The sequence below is a fragment of the Wolbachia endosymbiont (group B) of Athalia cordata genome (assembly GCF_947251845.1).
Lineage (GTDB): Bacteria > Pseudomonadota > Alphaproteobacteria > Rickettsiales > Anaplasmataceae > Wolbachia.
Genome location: NZ_OX366383.1, coordinates 1,199,715 through 1,212,440, shown reverse-complemented (window position 1 = coordinate 1,212,440; position 12,726 = coordinate 1,199,715). Strand labels below are relative to the sequence as shown.

Sequence of the window (12,726 nt, the reverse complement as noted above, 5' to 3'; positions counted from 1 at the left end):
GCATGTGAAACTAAAAAATAATTTAAACTTTAATAATTTATGGAGGTAATTTATATGAGTAAGAACTCACAAAACCTTTTACAAAGTGCTAATAATGAAGAACAACTTATAAGCGCTCTTGGTCTTGTTACACTTAAGACAGGTACTGGTAAGAATATACAGGACTTAAAAAAAGCGGTTAGTGGTGATACTGTTAAAAAAGCATTTGATGAATTAGCTAATAATATTAATGAAAAATTTATTAATAAGTTAAATATTATGTTAAAACAAGAGCAAGATAAAGTCGTAAGTTTGCAAGATATTATAGGCGACACAAGTAAAGGATTACAAAAAGATCTAGCAGATTTAACAGCTAAATTAGATAGTATATTACCTGAGGAAGCACCAACCCATCCTGATATACTCTAGTAGTTAGGAAAGTAACAGCTTGCTAGCAGGCTGTTACTCTTTTTACATGCTATTTCAGTGTAACTGAGTTGATTTTAAAATTTTATGGAGCTAACATGAGTAACAACAGTAAACAAGAAAGCGAAAATAACTTTGAAGCAATAAACCAAATGAGCGCTTTCAAGTTTAAAGAAATAGACAATATAGAAGTTGAAGTTAAGCCCACAAACTTTGAGGACATTGAAGATAAAATTGCAACAATTCATTACGTCTATCAAGTTATGGATAAGTTAGTCTGCGATTTAAACGAGAAGTTTGTTTCGGGCTTGCGTGTCTCAATTATGGAGAACATAGCACAACTTAGAGGAGAGTTTATTGATATGAACCAACACTTGGTCGAAGGTTTATCTCATTTGAATAAGTTAATTCAGCAGGATGGATTTATTGATAATAATCAAAACTATAGAACATGGGCAGAAGAACTTGATCACCTAAGGGGCGAAGTTGAAGGATTAAAAGCAGCAATAATTGACCATAATAACGTAGAATGGGAAGCACCAGCTCACTCTGATATATTGTGGTAGTTAGGAAAGTAACAGCCTGCTAGCAAGCTGTTGCTTTCTTTCACATACCATTTCAATACAACTGAATTAGGAAATCTATTTTAGGACTTTCGGCTTATAGTTCTCATCATGTTTTGCAAACACCGTATCTGCAAGAAAAGTACTATTATCAAACATTTTACCTTGCACAACAACACCACTTTTTTCTGAAAACATTGGTGGAAGTATTCCCTGATATTTCACCACAACGCTTTTGTTAAAATCTGTCATTTGAAAAATCACTTCGCTTTCGCTCCGTATCACGCTCTTTTCAACAACCATTCCACCAACACGGATTGGCTTTTGATTATTTGGCAAGACTATGGCTTCACTTACTGTATAGAAAAATGAGATATTTTCTTTGAGCGTTGTTAAAATAAAAAAAACTGCACAACTTAAAAAGCAGAAAATTCCTGAAGTTATAAGTAATCGCTTATGTTTCTTCTTCATTATTATCTTTCAGGCTTTCTAGAATTTTTTTACTTTTAGTATAGCAAGAAACGGTAAAAATCAAATTTCCACCAATCAGTATGAAACTAATAAGGTAAGCAAAAATTACATATGTATTCATAATGCACTGCCAATAAATAACTCACCTGCATCAAAATAAATTAAGCTTCCATCCTTTTGCTGCAACACCAATTTACCACTTTTATCTATATCAGCAAAAATTCCTTCATACAATTTGTCAGCTAACTTTACACTGATTTGCTCATTCATTTTGAATGCTTTTTTTAACCACATTTCTCTTATAGCATAAAACCCATCAAATAGCCATTGCTTTCTTAGCTTATTAAAATTTATTATTAATTCCTTTAACAGATCCATGTTAGACACAGATTCACCGTAATTGCTAATGCACGTTGTGCCTGGAAGTGGCGCATGATTGACATTAATTCCAATTCCTATAATGAGCCAATTTGAATTGGATTTTTTTTCAAGCAATATTCCGCTTATTTTCTTGCCATCGATTAGAATGTCATTTGGCCATTTATGTTGAAGATTGAGATCGTTTATGAATTGATCTCTTGTCATCCCAGTGCTTTGACACTGGGATCCAGAAGAAAAAGTATGGATTCCAGTGTCACGCACTGGAATGACACCGCAGTGGGTTTGATTATTCAAGAAATTTAACGATAATAAAGTATTTCCAACAGCAAGAGCAGTCACAAAAGTCAATTCTGTCAATTTGCTGACATCCGTTTCTTGGTTAATTATCAAACTCGCATAGAGATTACCCTCTGGAGAAATCCAGCTTTTTCCAGTGCGTCCCCTGCCTTCTTCTTGTTTATCGGCAATAATAATAGTTTCATTAGATATCCCTTTCTCAATTAAACCCAATGCTTCTTTATTAGTACTTGGAACTTCTTTGTAATGATAAATACGAAAACCTTCAAGGATCACCTTGTCAGCCCTTTAGTTTAATGAGTGAGTCAAGATCTTCTACATACAAGAAAAGAACGAGATTGATCAGTGAAACTACTGAAGTGATAATGAATAGACCCCTAGAATAAGCAACCTTATTACCACTAGCTTTATCAAAATACATAACTTTCATGATATTTAAATAATAGTAGCATGATATCACACTCGCTATTACAAGGATCAAAGACAGGCTGATAAAGCCAGAATTTATTAAACTTTTGAATATAAAAAATTTAGCGATAAAACCTGCAAGTGGAGGTATTCCCGACATCGAGAGTAATAGTATAGAAAGATGGAATGCTAAAATTGGTTGCTTTTTTCCTATACCAGATAAATTTGCAATATCACAATCATCATCGTCAATTTGTACGAGATATGAGAATAGCCCTATGCTTGTGATGATATATATCACCAAATACATTAAGGCACTATCTGTTCCTGCTTGTGTAAAAATAGAAAGTGAAGCAAATATAAAACCAATGTGACCAATTGAACTGTAAGCAAGCAGCCTTTTTAAGTTTTGCTGACGCAAGGCCCCAAAAGCTGAGATAAGCACAGACAATGCTGAAACGTATAAGAAAATAGGCTGAACATAACTTTTTACATTTACTAACTCTTCATTCATCAATCGAATTAAAAATGTTACAAGTGTAGCTTTTGGGGCCGTAGAAAAAAACGCAGTTACTATGGTAGGTGCACCTTGATAGACATCTGGAGCCCACATATGAAAAGGAGCAATAGCAAGCTTGAAACACAAACCAATAAGGATAAAAACTAACCCAAAAACTATTCCATAAGTTATCTGATGGTTTTGCAAGAATGAACCGAGCTCAGAGAAATTGACTTGTCCTGTATATCCATAAAGCAGCGACATTCCATACAGCATAATGCAGGAAGATAGTGCACTAAGTGTAAAATATTTCACTCCTGCTTCACATGAATAAATCGAATCTTTATTAAAGCTCGCAAGAACATACAAAGATATACTCATCAACTCAAAAGCTAAGTAAAAAGAAATCAGACTATTTGCTGAAACTAAAGTTATCATGCCAAACAGTGCAAAAAGAATCAGTATTGAAAATTCATATTTATAGTCATATTTTGATAAATTCAGCATCAAAAGTATTAAAATTCCTGTGCTGAGAATTAACCCTTGGGCTGACCTGATGTATAAATTGAGTTTTAACAACGAATTAAAGAGAAAAATTTCATTGTTTTCTGCCGAAAGAATTAAAATAATCAAAGTTACCACTGTGCAGCCAAGTGCTAATAAGTTGATAGTTCTGCGGTTAAATATAATCCCAAGCAGTAGCAACACTAACGAGGAGATAATAGAGAACATTTCCGGCAATATCTGTATATAATTCATAGCGCATTATATTTGACTAACAAATTTGCCATACATGGCTTCAAATAATTCAGTGCAAGGGTTGGGTAAAATCCAAGCAAAATAACAAACACTGCAAGCAGAATTAAGACAGAAAATTCTATGCTATCCAAACGGTTATTTAATAATTTAGAATAGCTAACCCCCCATATTATTTGCTTACATAAATTCAGCATATAAACTGCGCTTAAAATAGTGCCAAGTGCGATAAATCCTGTAAAAAACCCTATGCTCTTAAACATCCCAACCATAGCCAAAAACTCACCTGCGAACCCAGATGTTCCAGGCAGCCCTATTGAAGCCATTGAAAATAAAATGAACATAAAACCAAATTTTGGCATTGTGTTTACTATGCCAAAATATTTTGCAATCTCCAAAGTCCCAGTTCGAGTATATAGCATTCCAACACATAAAAATAAAGCAGCAGAAATAAGGCCATGACTAATCATTTGAAATATACTACCCAGTACTCCTTCCTCACAAAATGAAAAGAGGCCAGCGGTAACGATCCCCATATGTGCTATTGAAGAATAAGCTATTAACTTCTTTATATCATCTTGAGCAAACGCAACTAGCGAAGCATATATCACCGCAATAATGCTCAGTACAACAACAAAATTTGAAAAATACAAACTTGCCTGAGGAAGCATTGGAATAGAAAACCTTAAAAATCCATATTCCCCCATTTTAATAAGCAAGCCAGCTAAAATCACAGATCCAGAAGTTGGTGATTGCACATGCGCATCAGGAAGCCAAGTGTGAAATGGAAACATCGGTACTTTTATTGCAAAAGAAATAAAAAATGCAATCCACAGCAATGACTGCACTTCAAGATCAAGGCTTGGCACTAATGTAGCTAATTTTTGTATATTAAACGTTCCAAAAATGCTATAGATGTACACCAATCCAAGTAGGAATAATAATGAGCCAGTTAATGTATAAAGAAACAACTTAAACGTTGCATATACCCTATGTTTTCCTCCCCAGATGCCAATAATAAAGAACATTGGTATTAAAACAGCTTCAAAAAACACATAAAAGCTTATAGCATTCAGTGAAACGAAAAAACCGACTACAAAACTCTCAAGCAGTAGAAACAATGCCATATAGGCTTTTAGGGTCGTATAATTCATTTTGCAGTTGTAGAGTATACAAATTACAAACAAGAAAGTTGTAAGCAGAAGGAAAAGCAATGATATACCATCTATCCCTATTCCAACATTTCTAATTGGGTAGCTGACAAACTGAAAGTCCGCATCGTTATAATCAAATTCTATACAAGCTACAATGCTAAGCAAAAATGGAAGTACAGCAAAAAATAGGGCAAGAAATCTTAAGTGTATAGATTGATGATTAATCCTGATTAAGGGTAAAATCAACGCTCCTATCAGTGGAAGCAAGAATATACTAAGTAACAACACCTTCTATTTAATTCCAATAATATATAAAGCACCGATTATTAGAGTAACAAACATAATAAATGCATAATCAAATATATAACCAGTTTGCAACTTTACAGAACTTTTTGAACATTCATTAACCAACCTTACAACACCATTTGGTCCAAATGAATCAATAGCCTTAACATCAAACTTCCATAGAAGCCTAGATATAAACCTTATCGGTGCAATTATAACAAACTCATACACCTCATCAAAGTACCATTTATTCTGCAAAAACTTAAGTAAAAATTTACTCTTAATTTGCCTAATTACTTGATATTGGTAAATTAGGTACGCAAGAGCTATTCCACTTAGGCTCGCTAAGGTTGGCAGCAGTTTTATAAAGAAATTATGAGTTCCATGCTCATCAATCACCATTAAACTTGATTTCCAAAACGCATTACTAGTTATGTTCAAAATATTTGCTCCCCACACTCCAGAAAATACCGATCCAAAAGCAAGTATCAGTAATGGTATAAGCATAATCTTTGGTGCCTCATGTATATTAATTTTACTTTGTTTTTGGCTATGGAACACAAGAAGCAATAACCTCCAAGAGTAAAACGCTGTGAAGAATGCAACAACTAAGCTTATTACAAAAGCAAAGCTATCCGTGCTATAAGCATGTTCAATTATCAAATCCTTTGAGTAAAAACCTGCAAATGGAAATATTCCAGAAAGCGCAAGAGATCCAATCCACATGAGAGCGTAAGTGCAAGGGATTTTCTTCCAGCAATTTCCCATTTTCTGAATGTTTTGCTCATGATGCATTGCATGAATTACATTGCCAGCACCGAGAAATAGTAGAGCTTTAAAAAAAGCGTGTGTCATTAAATGAAAAATAGCAACATTGTAAGCAGAAAGCCCACATGCCATGAACATATAACCAAGTTGACTGCAGGTTGAATAAGCAATTATTTTTTTTATATCGTTCTGAGTAATCGCAACCGTAGCTGCAAAGAAAGCAGTAAGTGCCCCAACAATAACTATTAATTCTCGTGCCACATTTGATAGCTCAAATAATGGAGAACATTTTGCTACTAAAAATATACCTGCTGTTACCATCGTTGCTGCGTGAATGAGTGCAGAAACAGGGGTTGGCCCTTCCATTGCATCTGGCAACCAAACATGTAAACCAAGCTGTGCAGATTTACCCATACAGCCAATAAAAAGTAATATGCATATTATATGAATTATTTTAAATTCACAGCAGAATGCCCTAATGTTCTGCGTGCCAAGAAGATCAGTTGTGTCAAAAACTTCAGTAAAATTCAAAGAGTGAAATGTATAATAAATGAGAAAGATCCCAATCAATAGGGCAAAATCTCCTACCCTATTCACAACAAATGCTTTAATTGCTGCATTATTTGCAGAATATTTTTGGAACCAAAATCCTATGAGTAAATAAGAACATAGGCCAACCCCTTCCCAGCCAAAAAAAAGCTGCACGAAATTATCGCTTACAACCAGCACAATCATGCAAAACGTAAACAGCGATAGGTAAGAAAAAAACCTCGACTTCCCTTTATCATGCTCCATATAACCGATAGAATAGAGGTGGACTACTAGTGAAACGGTGGTAATAACAATAAGCATTAAGGATGAGAGAGCATCCACACTAATTGCCCAATTTACTTTTAAGATGCTCAATGAAAACAAAGGAAATAAACTCAAGTAATAATTTTCAGAGAAGGTGAGAAAAACATACCAAGATAAAACTGCAGATATTCCAATCCCTGCCGTTGTAACTAACTGACTTTTTCTAAAAAGTGCTGCAAATAGCGAACCAAAAAGTGGCAAAAATACTATTAATTTCAGTATATTCATCATTCTTTCATTAAGTTTGCTTGTTCAACATCTATATTGCCACGGCTCCTATAATATATAACCAATATTGCAAGCCCAACTCCTGATTCTGCTGCCGCAACAGTCAACACAAACATCACAAAAATTTGCCCAACTATATCATTCATAAAGGCAGAAAAAGCAACTAAGTTGATATTAATTGCCAAGAGTAATATTTCTATTGATAACAATATATTGATTATGCTCTTACGGTTGATGAAAATACCGCACACTCCAATAGTGAACAAAACAGCAGCAACTATCAAAAAATGATTTAATCCTATTTCCATTCTACTCCTTTTCCAAATTTAGCCTTAATCAATCTTACAGATGAAGATTGCGTCAATTGCTTTAACACGTTCTGTTTTCTAACTCCTTTTTTCTTGTTCTGCAAAGTAAGAGCAATTGCACCAACAATTGCAACAAGTAGCAAAATGCCAGAAAGATGAAAAGCGTACATGTAGTCGGTGTAGAGCAAATTACCGATAGCTTTCACGTTATTGGTATTATAGTTTATAACATTGCTTATATTCGGTGCTGAGCTGCGAATTACAAAGCTGATGATTAGAAAAAACACAACACATAATATAGCACCAAGAGTGAAATGCTTTGCAAAACCCTGGTGCAATCTTATGTAGTCAATATCGAGCATCATAACTACAAAGAGGAACAACACTGCAACTGCACCGATGTATACTATCAATACCATCATAGCAATAAATTCAGCTCCAAGGAGAATAAAAAGAACTGCAGAATTAACGAAGGTAAAAATTAAAAATAATACTGCATGCACAGGATTTTTTACACTAATCACACAAACAGCAGATAAAATGCTAAGAATCGCAAAAAAATAAAAGAAAAAAGGCATTAACGTACTACTTTCAACGCTACTTACCTAATTAAAGCACTATTACAATAAAGTCAATATCATATTAAATATTTGAAACTCTACCCTTACTTAACCATTGAGGGGTAAGCACTTCTCTCAAGGCGGTCAATGTATCTATTTCTGGCTTTTTTTCCTTCTTTTTACTGACTTCTTCATAAATTTTTGCAATACCAAGTATTAATGCACTAATTACAGGGACTGCTATAAAGACTCCTCCAAGAACTGGATTACCTGTAGCACATAACATCACTCCAATTGCTATAAAACCGACAACAGCAACACCTAAAGCGCTATACATACCGGCTTTGTTGCATGGCTCAAGTAAAAAAAACTGGAAGTTACTGACAGAAATCATTATAAAACAGGTATTTAACCACCAATATGCCAGTCAAAATGAAGGTCAGTAACTGCTACGAATATAACAAATTTCTTCAAAAAAGAGGAAATGTTTTTCATTTTGTTAATCAAGCCATAGAAAATTGGTATGAAAATAGTCCAAAAGTTGCAGGTGGCAATAACATTTATAGTGATAAAGTTGTAATTTTGATACATATAGTAGTCCATTTTTTTAGGATTGGCTTAAGACAAGCAGTTGGTTTCGTAAAAGGTTGTATAGAGCAAATGGGAAAAGACCTCAAAGTCATTAGCTATACTCAAGCTTCTAGAAGATTCAAAAAGCTTAACTTGAAAATTGATGATTGTAGAATTGATAAAAATGGTATGGAAAACATTGAAATAGCTATAGATAGCACCAGTATTTGTATCTATAACAACACCCATCAACGTAATAAAGAAAATGCAAAAGTAAGAAAATATAATGGATATGATCAAGTAAGAAAGTTACATATTATTTTAAGTATAAATAATAAAAAAGTTATAGATATGAAGTACACTAATGGTACTACACTTGATTATCATGCGATATGTTAAAGGGAACAGTAGATAAATATAATATTTCATCTGTTCGCGCAGATGCAGCTTATGATAAAGCTAGTATGTATAAAGTGTGTAAAGGACATAATATAAAACCAATCATTCGACCAATAAAAGGTGCGAAAATCTATGAGAAAATTGATTATCAATTAGAAAGAAATAGCAACATTAATGTGATTAAATTATGTGAAAACTATGAGAACGGTATAAAGAAATGGACACAAGAAACAAAATATGGACTAAGATCCTTTGTTGAATGTTTTTTCTATAGGTTGAAAAAAACGTTTGGGTTTAGTCTCAAGAATAAATCTGAAATAAATCGTGAAAAAGAACTACTAATTAAGTGCTATTTGCTTAATAAATTTACTGATATAGGTATGGCTAAGTTCGAATTAGCTGCATGAATTTACTGTACCTACCTGCCTTATCAGGAGCTATGCAACAAAGCCCCCCGAGATTAGAAAAATTACAAGAGCACTGTAACCTAAGAGCAATTTTTATCAGCAAGTAAATGATTGACAGCAGAATGAAGCTTTTTTCATATAAATCACTGCATATCATATTCTATCGCTCAAGTTTATAAAATAATTGACAATGTTAATTTTCTAATTTATAAATGGATTTTGAAGTGATTACCGAAGGAGGTATAGAGTTTGATTGAAGTATCAGTCCATTATGGTGATGTAGATAGAGCTCTTCCAGTGTTGAGAAAAATAATTCAAAAGGAAGGAAGAGGGCTCAAAATGAAAAAAAAATATCACGAAAAGAAATCAGAGAAAACAGCTAAAAAAAAAGCTGAAGCAAGGAAAAAGAGGTATCAGCAAGAATGCAGAAGACAGCGTTATGGTTGGTAGTTTTTACTAAGGTTAATAATTAGTTATCTTATGAATATTCATGAATATCAAGCAAAGGAAATTTTACACAAGTTTAATGTCCCGGTACCAAAGGGTTTTGTTGCTACATCTGCAGAAGGAGTAGAAACTCAAATAAATCAACTAAAATCTGACGTGTTTGTGGTTAAAGCTCAGATTCATGCAGGTGGTAGGGGTAAGGCTGGTGGCGTAAAGCTAGCAAAGTCAGTTGAAGAAGCTCAACAGTTTGTAAAGAACATGATTGCTATGACTTTAGTTACTCATCAAACAGGGCCAAGCGGGCAGCAAGTAAGAAAAGTGTACGTTGAAGAAGGCTCAAGCATTAAGAAAGAGTATTATTTAAGCCTTGTAATCGACCCGAAGCTCAGTAGGCCAATATTCATATTTTCCTCAGAAGGTGGAATGGACATCGAAGAAGTGGCAAAAAATTCTCCTGCAAAAATTGTGAAATTTGATATTGATTCTGCTACAAGTTTTGATAGCAGCAAGTTAAGCAGCAGTTTTCATTTGAGTCCAGAACAAATAGAAAAGATATCGAACATTGCAAAAAAAATATATGATGCGTTTATTGCAACTGACGCGAGCCAAATTGAAATTAATCCACTGGTTGAAACAAATTCTGGAGATTTTATTGCGCTCGATGCGAAAATTAATTTCGATGACAATGCTTTATATCGTCACCCAGAAATTATGGAACTTCGTGATTATGATGAAGAAGTGAAAGAAGAGATAGAGGCTTCAAAGTATGGGCTCAGTTACATCAAAATGGATGGCAGTATTGGTTGCATGGTAAACGGTGCAGGTCTTGCTATGGCAACAATGGATATAATAAAATACTACGGAGCAGAGCCTGCTAACTTTTTGGATGTTGGTGGTGGAGCGAGTAAAGAAACTGTAACTGAAGCATTTAAAATCATATTGTCTGATAGCAACGTAAAAGGAATTCTGGTTAACATATTTGGTGGTATAATGCGTTGCGATATTATCGCAAGTGGAATTGTTGCGGCTGCAAAAGAAATGAGCATTAAAGTTCCTCTAGTGGTTAGATTATCAGGTACTAATTTTGAAGAAGGAAAAAAAATCTTAGAAGAGTCAGGATTAAATATTATTGCTGCAGATGAACTGGGTGATGCTGCGCAAAAGATAGTAAAAGAGGTAAAATAAAGCATGTCCGTTCTAGTAAACAAAGATACAAGATTAATATGCCAGGGTTTTACTGGTGCACAAGGCACATTTCATTCAGAGCAAGCAATTGATTACGGAACGAAAATGGTGGGAGGTGTAACTCCTGGAAAGGGTGGTAGCACTCACCTTAATTTACCGGTTTTTAATACTGTAGCAGAAGCCAAAGAAAAAACCGGTGCAAATGCTACAGTTATATATGTACCTGCTAAATTTGCTACTGCTGCGATACTTGAAGCAATAGATGCAAAAATAGAATTGATAATTTGTATTACAGAGGGCATTCCTATACTTGATATGGTGAAAGTTAAGCGTGCGCTTATCGGCTCAAAAAGTCGATTGATTGGTCCCAACTGCCCGGGAATTATTACACCTGAAGAATGCAAAATAGGAATTATGCCTGGCCATATCCATAAGCGTGGACACATAGGAATTATGTCTCGCTCCGGAACTTTAACTTACGAGGCAGTAGCACAAACAACCGCTGTTGGTCTTGGTCAATCCACATGTATCGGAATTGGGGGGGATCCAGTTCATGGTATGACATTTGTTGACTGTATGGAGCTCTTTTTAAAAGATGACGATACTCATGGTATTGTAGTTATTGGTGAAATAGGTGGAAACGAAGAAGAAGATGTATCACATTTTGTGAAAACAGAAAAAACTAAAAAGCCAATCGTTGGTTTTGTAGCAGGCCAAACGGCACCTCCAGGAAGACGTATGGGACACGCTGGAGCAATCATCTCTTCCAGCGGTGGAAGTGCTGGTGCAAAGTTAGAGGTTATGCGCAGTGCTGGGATTGCGATTGCAGAAACCCCTGCTGTGATTGGTAGAAAGGTGTTAGAAGTAATGAGTGTCAGTGCCTAGCCTAGGTCATAAAAACCCTATATCCCCAGTCATCAGTATATTTTTTGACCACTCAATCAGTAAATGACCTCCTGGTAAATGTACTGAAGTTTGTTTAGTAGCCAAACACTTACGAAGTATAGATGCAACAAATGCTGCACAAGCCGCACTACCACATGAAGCAGTAATACCTGTTCCTCTTTCCCAAACTCTTAAGTTTATTTCTCCAGATTTTTCTATTTGTGCAATACTAACATTTGTTTTCTGAGGAAATAATTCGTGATTTTCTAGCTTTGGTCCTAAATTCTGCAATGGTATTTCGCTTATGTTATCAACAAAAAAAACTATATGAGGGTTACCAATATTTACTGCAACTGGCTCTTTCAGCATTTCAAGCTCTATAGGTAGATAAAGGGGATCGCATTCACAAGAAAGAGGAATTTCATTCCATTTAAGCAGTGGTTTACCCATATTGACCTTTATTGATTTATCACCTACTTTAAAACATTCTAAGATACGATTATTTATCAGCTCAATAGTGATATATTCAGTACCTTTTTCTAACATTATCAAATATCCAACACAGCGTGCTGCGTTTCCACACATTTCAGCTCGACTACCGTCAGCATTGTAGATATGCATAAAGCAGTTTGCAGCATTAGACATTGTTATAATTATCACTTGATCACAACTGCCTTGATCAGCAATTTGTCTATAATTCCAGTCTAAATTATTTGCTGAACGTGAATCTATGATAACAAAACTATTGCCAGTACCGTGCATCTTTACAAACGGGATCTTGTCTGTTAGGTTACTTACCATTATAGCAAAATTACATAAGTGAAAATTTTTCTTCTAATTACAGCTGTTTTGTATTCTATAGTTTTCTGTAATGTAAGTGCTAAGTCAATACCGG

General features: G+C 34.6%; 15 protein-coding genes and 1 pseudogene. 6 read left to right on the top strand and 10 right to left on the bottom strand.

Features of this window, described 5'->3' with window-relative positions:
* Positions 1 to 54: 54 nt before the first annotated feature.
* Both OPR30_RS05610 and OPR30_RS05605 read left to right on the top strand, forming a co-directional pair.
* A complete protein-coding gene (locus OPR30_RS05610; protein ID WP_213863849.1) occupies positions 55 to 408 on the top strand; it encodes a hypothetical protein in 354 nt (117 codons plus the stop codon).
* 95 nt (positions 409 to 503) lie between these two features.
* Entirely contained in the window at positions 504 to 971 is a 468-nt protein-coding gene (locus OPR30_RS05605) for a hypothetical protein (RefSeq protein WP_265030601.1), read from the top strand.
* Positions 972 to 1,046: 75 nt separating this feature from the next.
* Here the strand turns inward: OPR30_RS05605 and ccmE are convergent, their stop codons facing one another.
* The 9 genes from ccmE to OPR30_RS05560 form a co-directional block, all read right to left on the bottom strand.
* Complete coding sequence (ccmE, locus tag OPR30_RS05600; protein WP_265025211.1) at positions 1,047 to 1,439, bottom strand: cytochrome c maturation protein CcmE; 393 nt, start codon at positions 1,437 to 1,439, stop codon at positions 1,047 to 1,049.
* Entirely contained in the window at positions 1,423 to 1,560 is a 138-nt protein-coding gene (locus tag OPR30_RS05595) for a CcmD-like small membrane protein (protein ID WP_007302385.1), read from the bottom strand. Before OPR30_RS05595 ends, ccmE begins: the two co-directional genes overlap by 17 nt.
* Positions 1,557 to 2,393, bottom strand: a complete 837-nt coding sequence (locus OPR30_RS05590; protein WP_265030600.1) for a biotin--[acetyl-CoA-carboxylase] ligase — start codon at positions 2,391 to 2,393, stop codon at positions 1,557 to 1,559. Before OPR30_RS05590 ends, OPR30_RS05595 begins: the two co-directional genes overlap by 4 nt.
* 4 nt (positions 2,394 to 2,397) lie before the next feature.
* Positions 2,398 to 3,783 carry an NADH-quinone oxidoreductase subunit N gene (locus OPR30_RS05585; protein ID WP_254230030.1) on the bottom strand — a complete coding sequence of 462 codons (1,386 nt, stop codon included), beginning with the start codon at positions 3,781 to 3,783 and terminating at the stop codon, positions 2,398 to 2,400.
* Positions 3,780 to 5,222 (bottom strand): complex I subunit 4 family protein, encoded by a 1,443-nt coding sequence (locus OPR30_RS05580; RefSeq protein ID WP_265030599.1) that lies wholly within the window; start codon positions 5,220 to 5,222, stop codon positions 3,780 to 3,782. Before OPR30_RS05580 ends, OPR30_RS05585 begins: the two co-directional genes overlap by 4 nt.
* Positions 5,223 to 5,225: 3 nt before the next feature.
* Positions 5,226 to 7,073, bottom strand: coding sequence for an NADH-quinone oxidoreductase subunit L (nuoL, locus tag OPR30_RS05575; RefSeq protein ID WP_265030598.1), 1,848 nt, complete (start codon positions 7,071 to 7,073; stop codon positions 5,226 to 5,228).
* Complete coding sequence (gene nuoK / locus OPR30_RS05570) at positions 7,070 to 7,378, bottom strand: NADH-quinone oxidoreductase subunit NuoK (protein WP_265030597.1); 309 nt, start codon at positions 7,376 to 7,378, stop codon at positions 7,070 to 7,072. The genes nuoL and nuoK overlap by 4 nt, the downstream gene beginning before the upstream one ends.
* Positions 7,369 to 7,956, bottom strand: coding sequence for an NADH-quinone oxidoreductase subunit J (locus OPR30_RS05565; protein WP_265030596.1), 588 nt, complete (start codon positions 7,954 to 7,956; stop codon positions 7,369 to 7,371). The genes nuoK and OPR30_RS05565 overlap by 10 nt, the downstream gene beginning before the upstream one ends.
* A gap of 64 nt (positions 7,957 to 8,020) precedes the next feature.
* A complete protein-coding gene (locus OPR30_RS05560) occupies positions 8,021 to 8,332 on the bottom strand; it encodes a hypothetical protein (RefSeq protein WP_265030595.1) in 312 nt (103 codons plus the stop codon).
* A gap of 26 nt (positions 8,333 to 8,358) precedes the next feature.
* On the opposite strand from OPR30_RS05560, the pseudogene OPR30_RS06440 reads away from it, so the two are divergent.
* The 4 genes and pseudogenes from OPR30_RS06440 (at position 8,359) to sucD (ending at position 11,831) form a co-directional block, all read left to right on the top strand.
* Positions 8,359 to 9,314: pseudogene (locus OPR30_RS06440) on the top strand (IS5 family transposase).
* A 249-nt stretch (positions 9,315 to 9,563) separates the two neighbouring features.
* Positions 9,564 to 9,764, top strand: coding sequence for a 30S ribosomal protein S21 (rpsU, locus tag OPR30_RS05545; RefSeq protein WP_007302350.1), 201 nt, complete (start codon positions 9,564 to 9,566; stop codon positions 9,762 to 9,764).
* Positions 9,765 to 9,794: 30 nt separating this feature from the next.
* Positions 9,795 to 10,946: an ADP-forming succinate--CoA ligase subunit beta gene (gene sucC, locus OPR30_RS05540; RefSeq protein ID WP_265030594.1), complete on the top strand. Its 1,152-nt coding sequence runs from the start codon at positions 9,795 to 9,797 to the stop codon at positions 10,944 to 10,946.
* Positions 10,947 to 10,949: 3 nt separating this feature from the next.
* Positions 10,950 to 11,831 (top strand): succinate--CoA ligase subunit alpha, encoded by an 882-nt coding sequence (gene sucD / locus OPR30_RS05535; RefSeq protein WP_265030593.1) that lies wholly within the window; start codon positions 10,950 to 10,952, stop codon positions 11,829 to 11,831.
* 6 nt (positions 11,832 to 11,837) lie between these two features.
* On the opposite strand, the gene dapF is transcribed toward sucD, so the two are convergent.
* Positions 11,838 to 12,632 carry a diaminopimelate epimerase gene (dapF, locus tag OPR30_RS05530; RefSeq protein ID WP_012481958.1) on the bottom strand — a complete coding sequence of 265 codons (795 nt, stop codon included), beginning with the start codon at positions 12,630 to 12,632 and terminating at the stop codon, positions 11,838 to 11,840.
* Positions 12,633 to 12,726 lie beyond the last annotated feature (94 nt).

Excerpts from the sequence above, each read along its gene's own strand:
- OPR30_RS05610 (WP_213863849.1), top strand. The coding sequence starts at position 55 with ATGAGTAAGAACTCACAAAACCTTTTACAAAGTGCTAATAATGAAGAA.
- OPR30_RS05605 (WP_265030601.1), top strand. The coding sequence starts at position 504 with ATGAGTAACAACAGTAAACAAGAAAGCGAAAATAACTTTGAAGCAATA.
- ccmE (WP_265025211.1), bottom strand. The coding sequence starts at position 1,439 with ATGAAGAAGAAACATAAGCGATTACTTATAACTTCAGGAATTTTCTGC.
- OPR30_RS05595 (WP_007302385.1), bottom strand. The coding sequence starts at position 1,560 with ATGAATACATATGTAATTTTTGCTTACCTTATTAGTTTCATACTGATT.
- OPR30_RS05585 (WP_254230030.1), bottom strand. The coding sequence starts at position 3,783 with ATGAATTATATACAGATATTGCCGGAAATGTTCTCTATTATCTCCTCG.
- nuoL (WP_265030598.1), bottom strand. The coding sequence starts at position 7,073 with ATGATGAATATACTGAAATTAATAGTATTTTTGCCACTTTTTGGTTCG.
- nuoK (WP_265030597.1), bottom strand. The coding sequence starts at position 7,378 with ATGGAAATAGGATTAAATCATTTTTTGATAGTTGCTGCTGTTTTGTTC.
- OPR30_RS05565 (WP_265030596.1), bottom strand. The coding sequence starts at position 7,956 with ATGCCTTTTTTCTTTTATTTTTTTGCGATTCTTAGCATTTTATCTGCT.
- OPR30_RS05560 (WP_265030595.1), bottom strand. The coding sequence starts at position 8,332 with ATGATTTCTGTCAGTAACTTCCAGTTTTTTTTACTTGAGCCATGCAAC.
- sucC (WP_265030594.1), top strand. The coding sequence starts at position 9,795 with ATGAATATTCATGAATATCAAGCAAAGGAAATTTTACACAAGTTTAAT.
- sucD (WP_265030593.1), top strand. The coding sequence starts at position 10,950 with ATGTCCGTTCTAGTAAACAAAGATACAAGATTAATATGCCAGGGTTTT.
- dapF (WP_012481958.1), bottom strand. The coding sequence starts at position 12,632 with ATGGTAAGTAACCTAACAGACAAGATCCCGTTTGTAAAGATGCACGGT.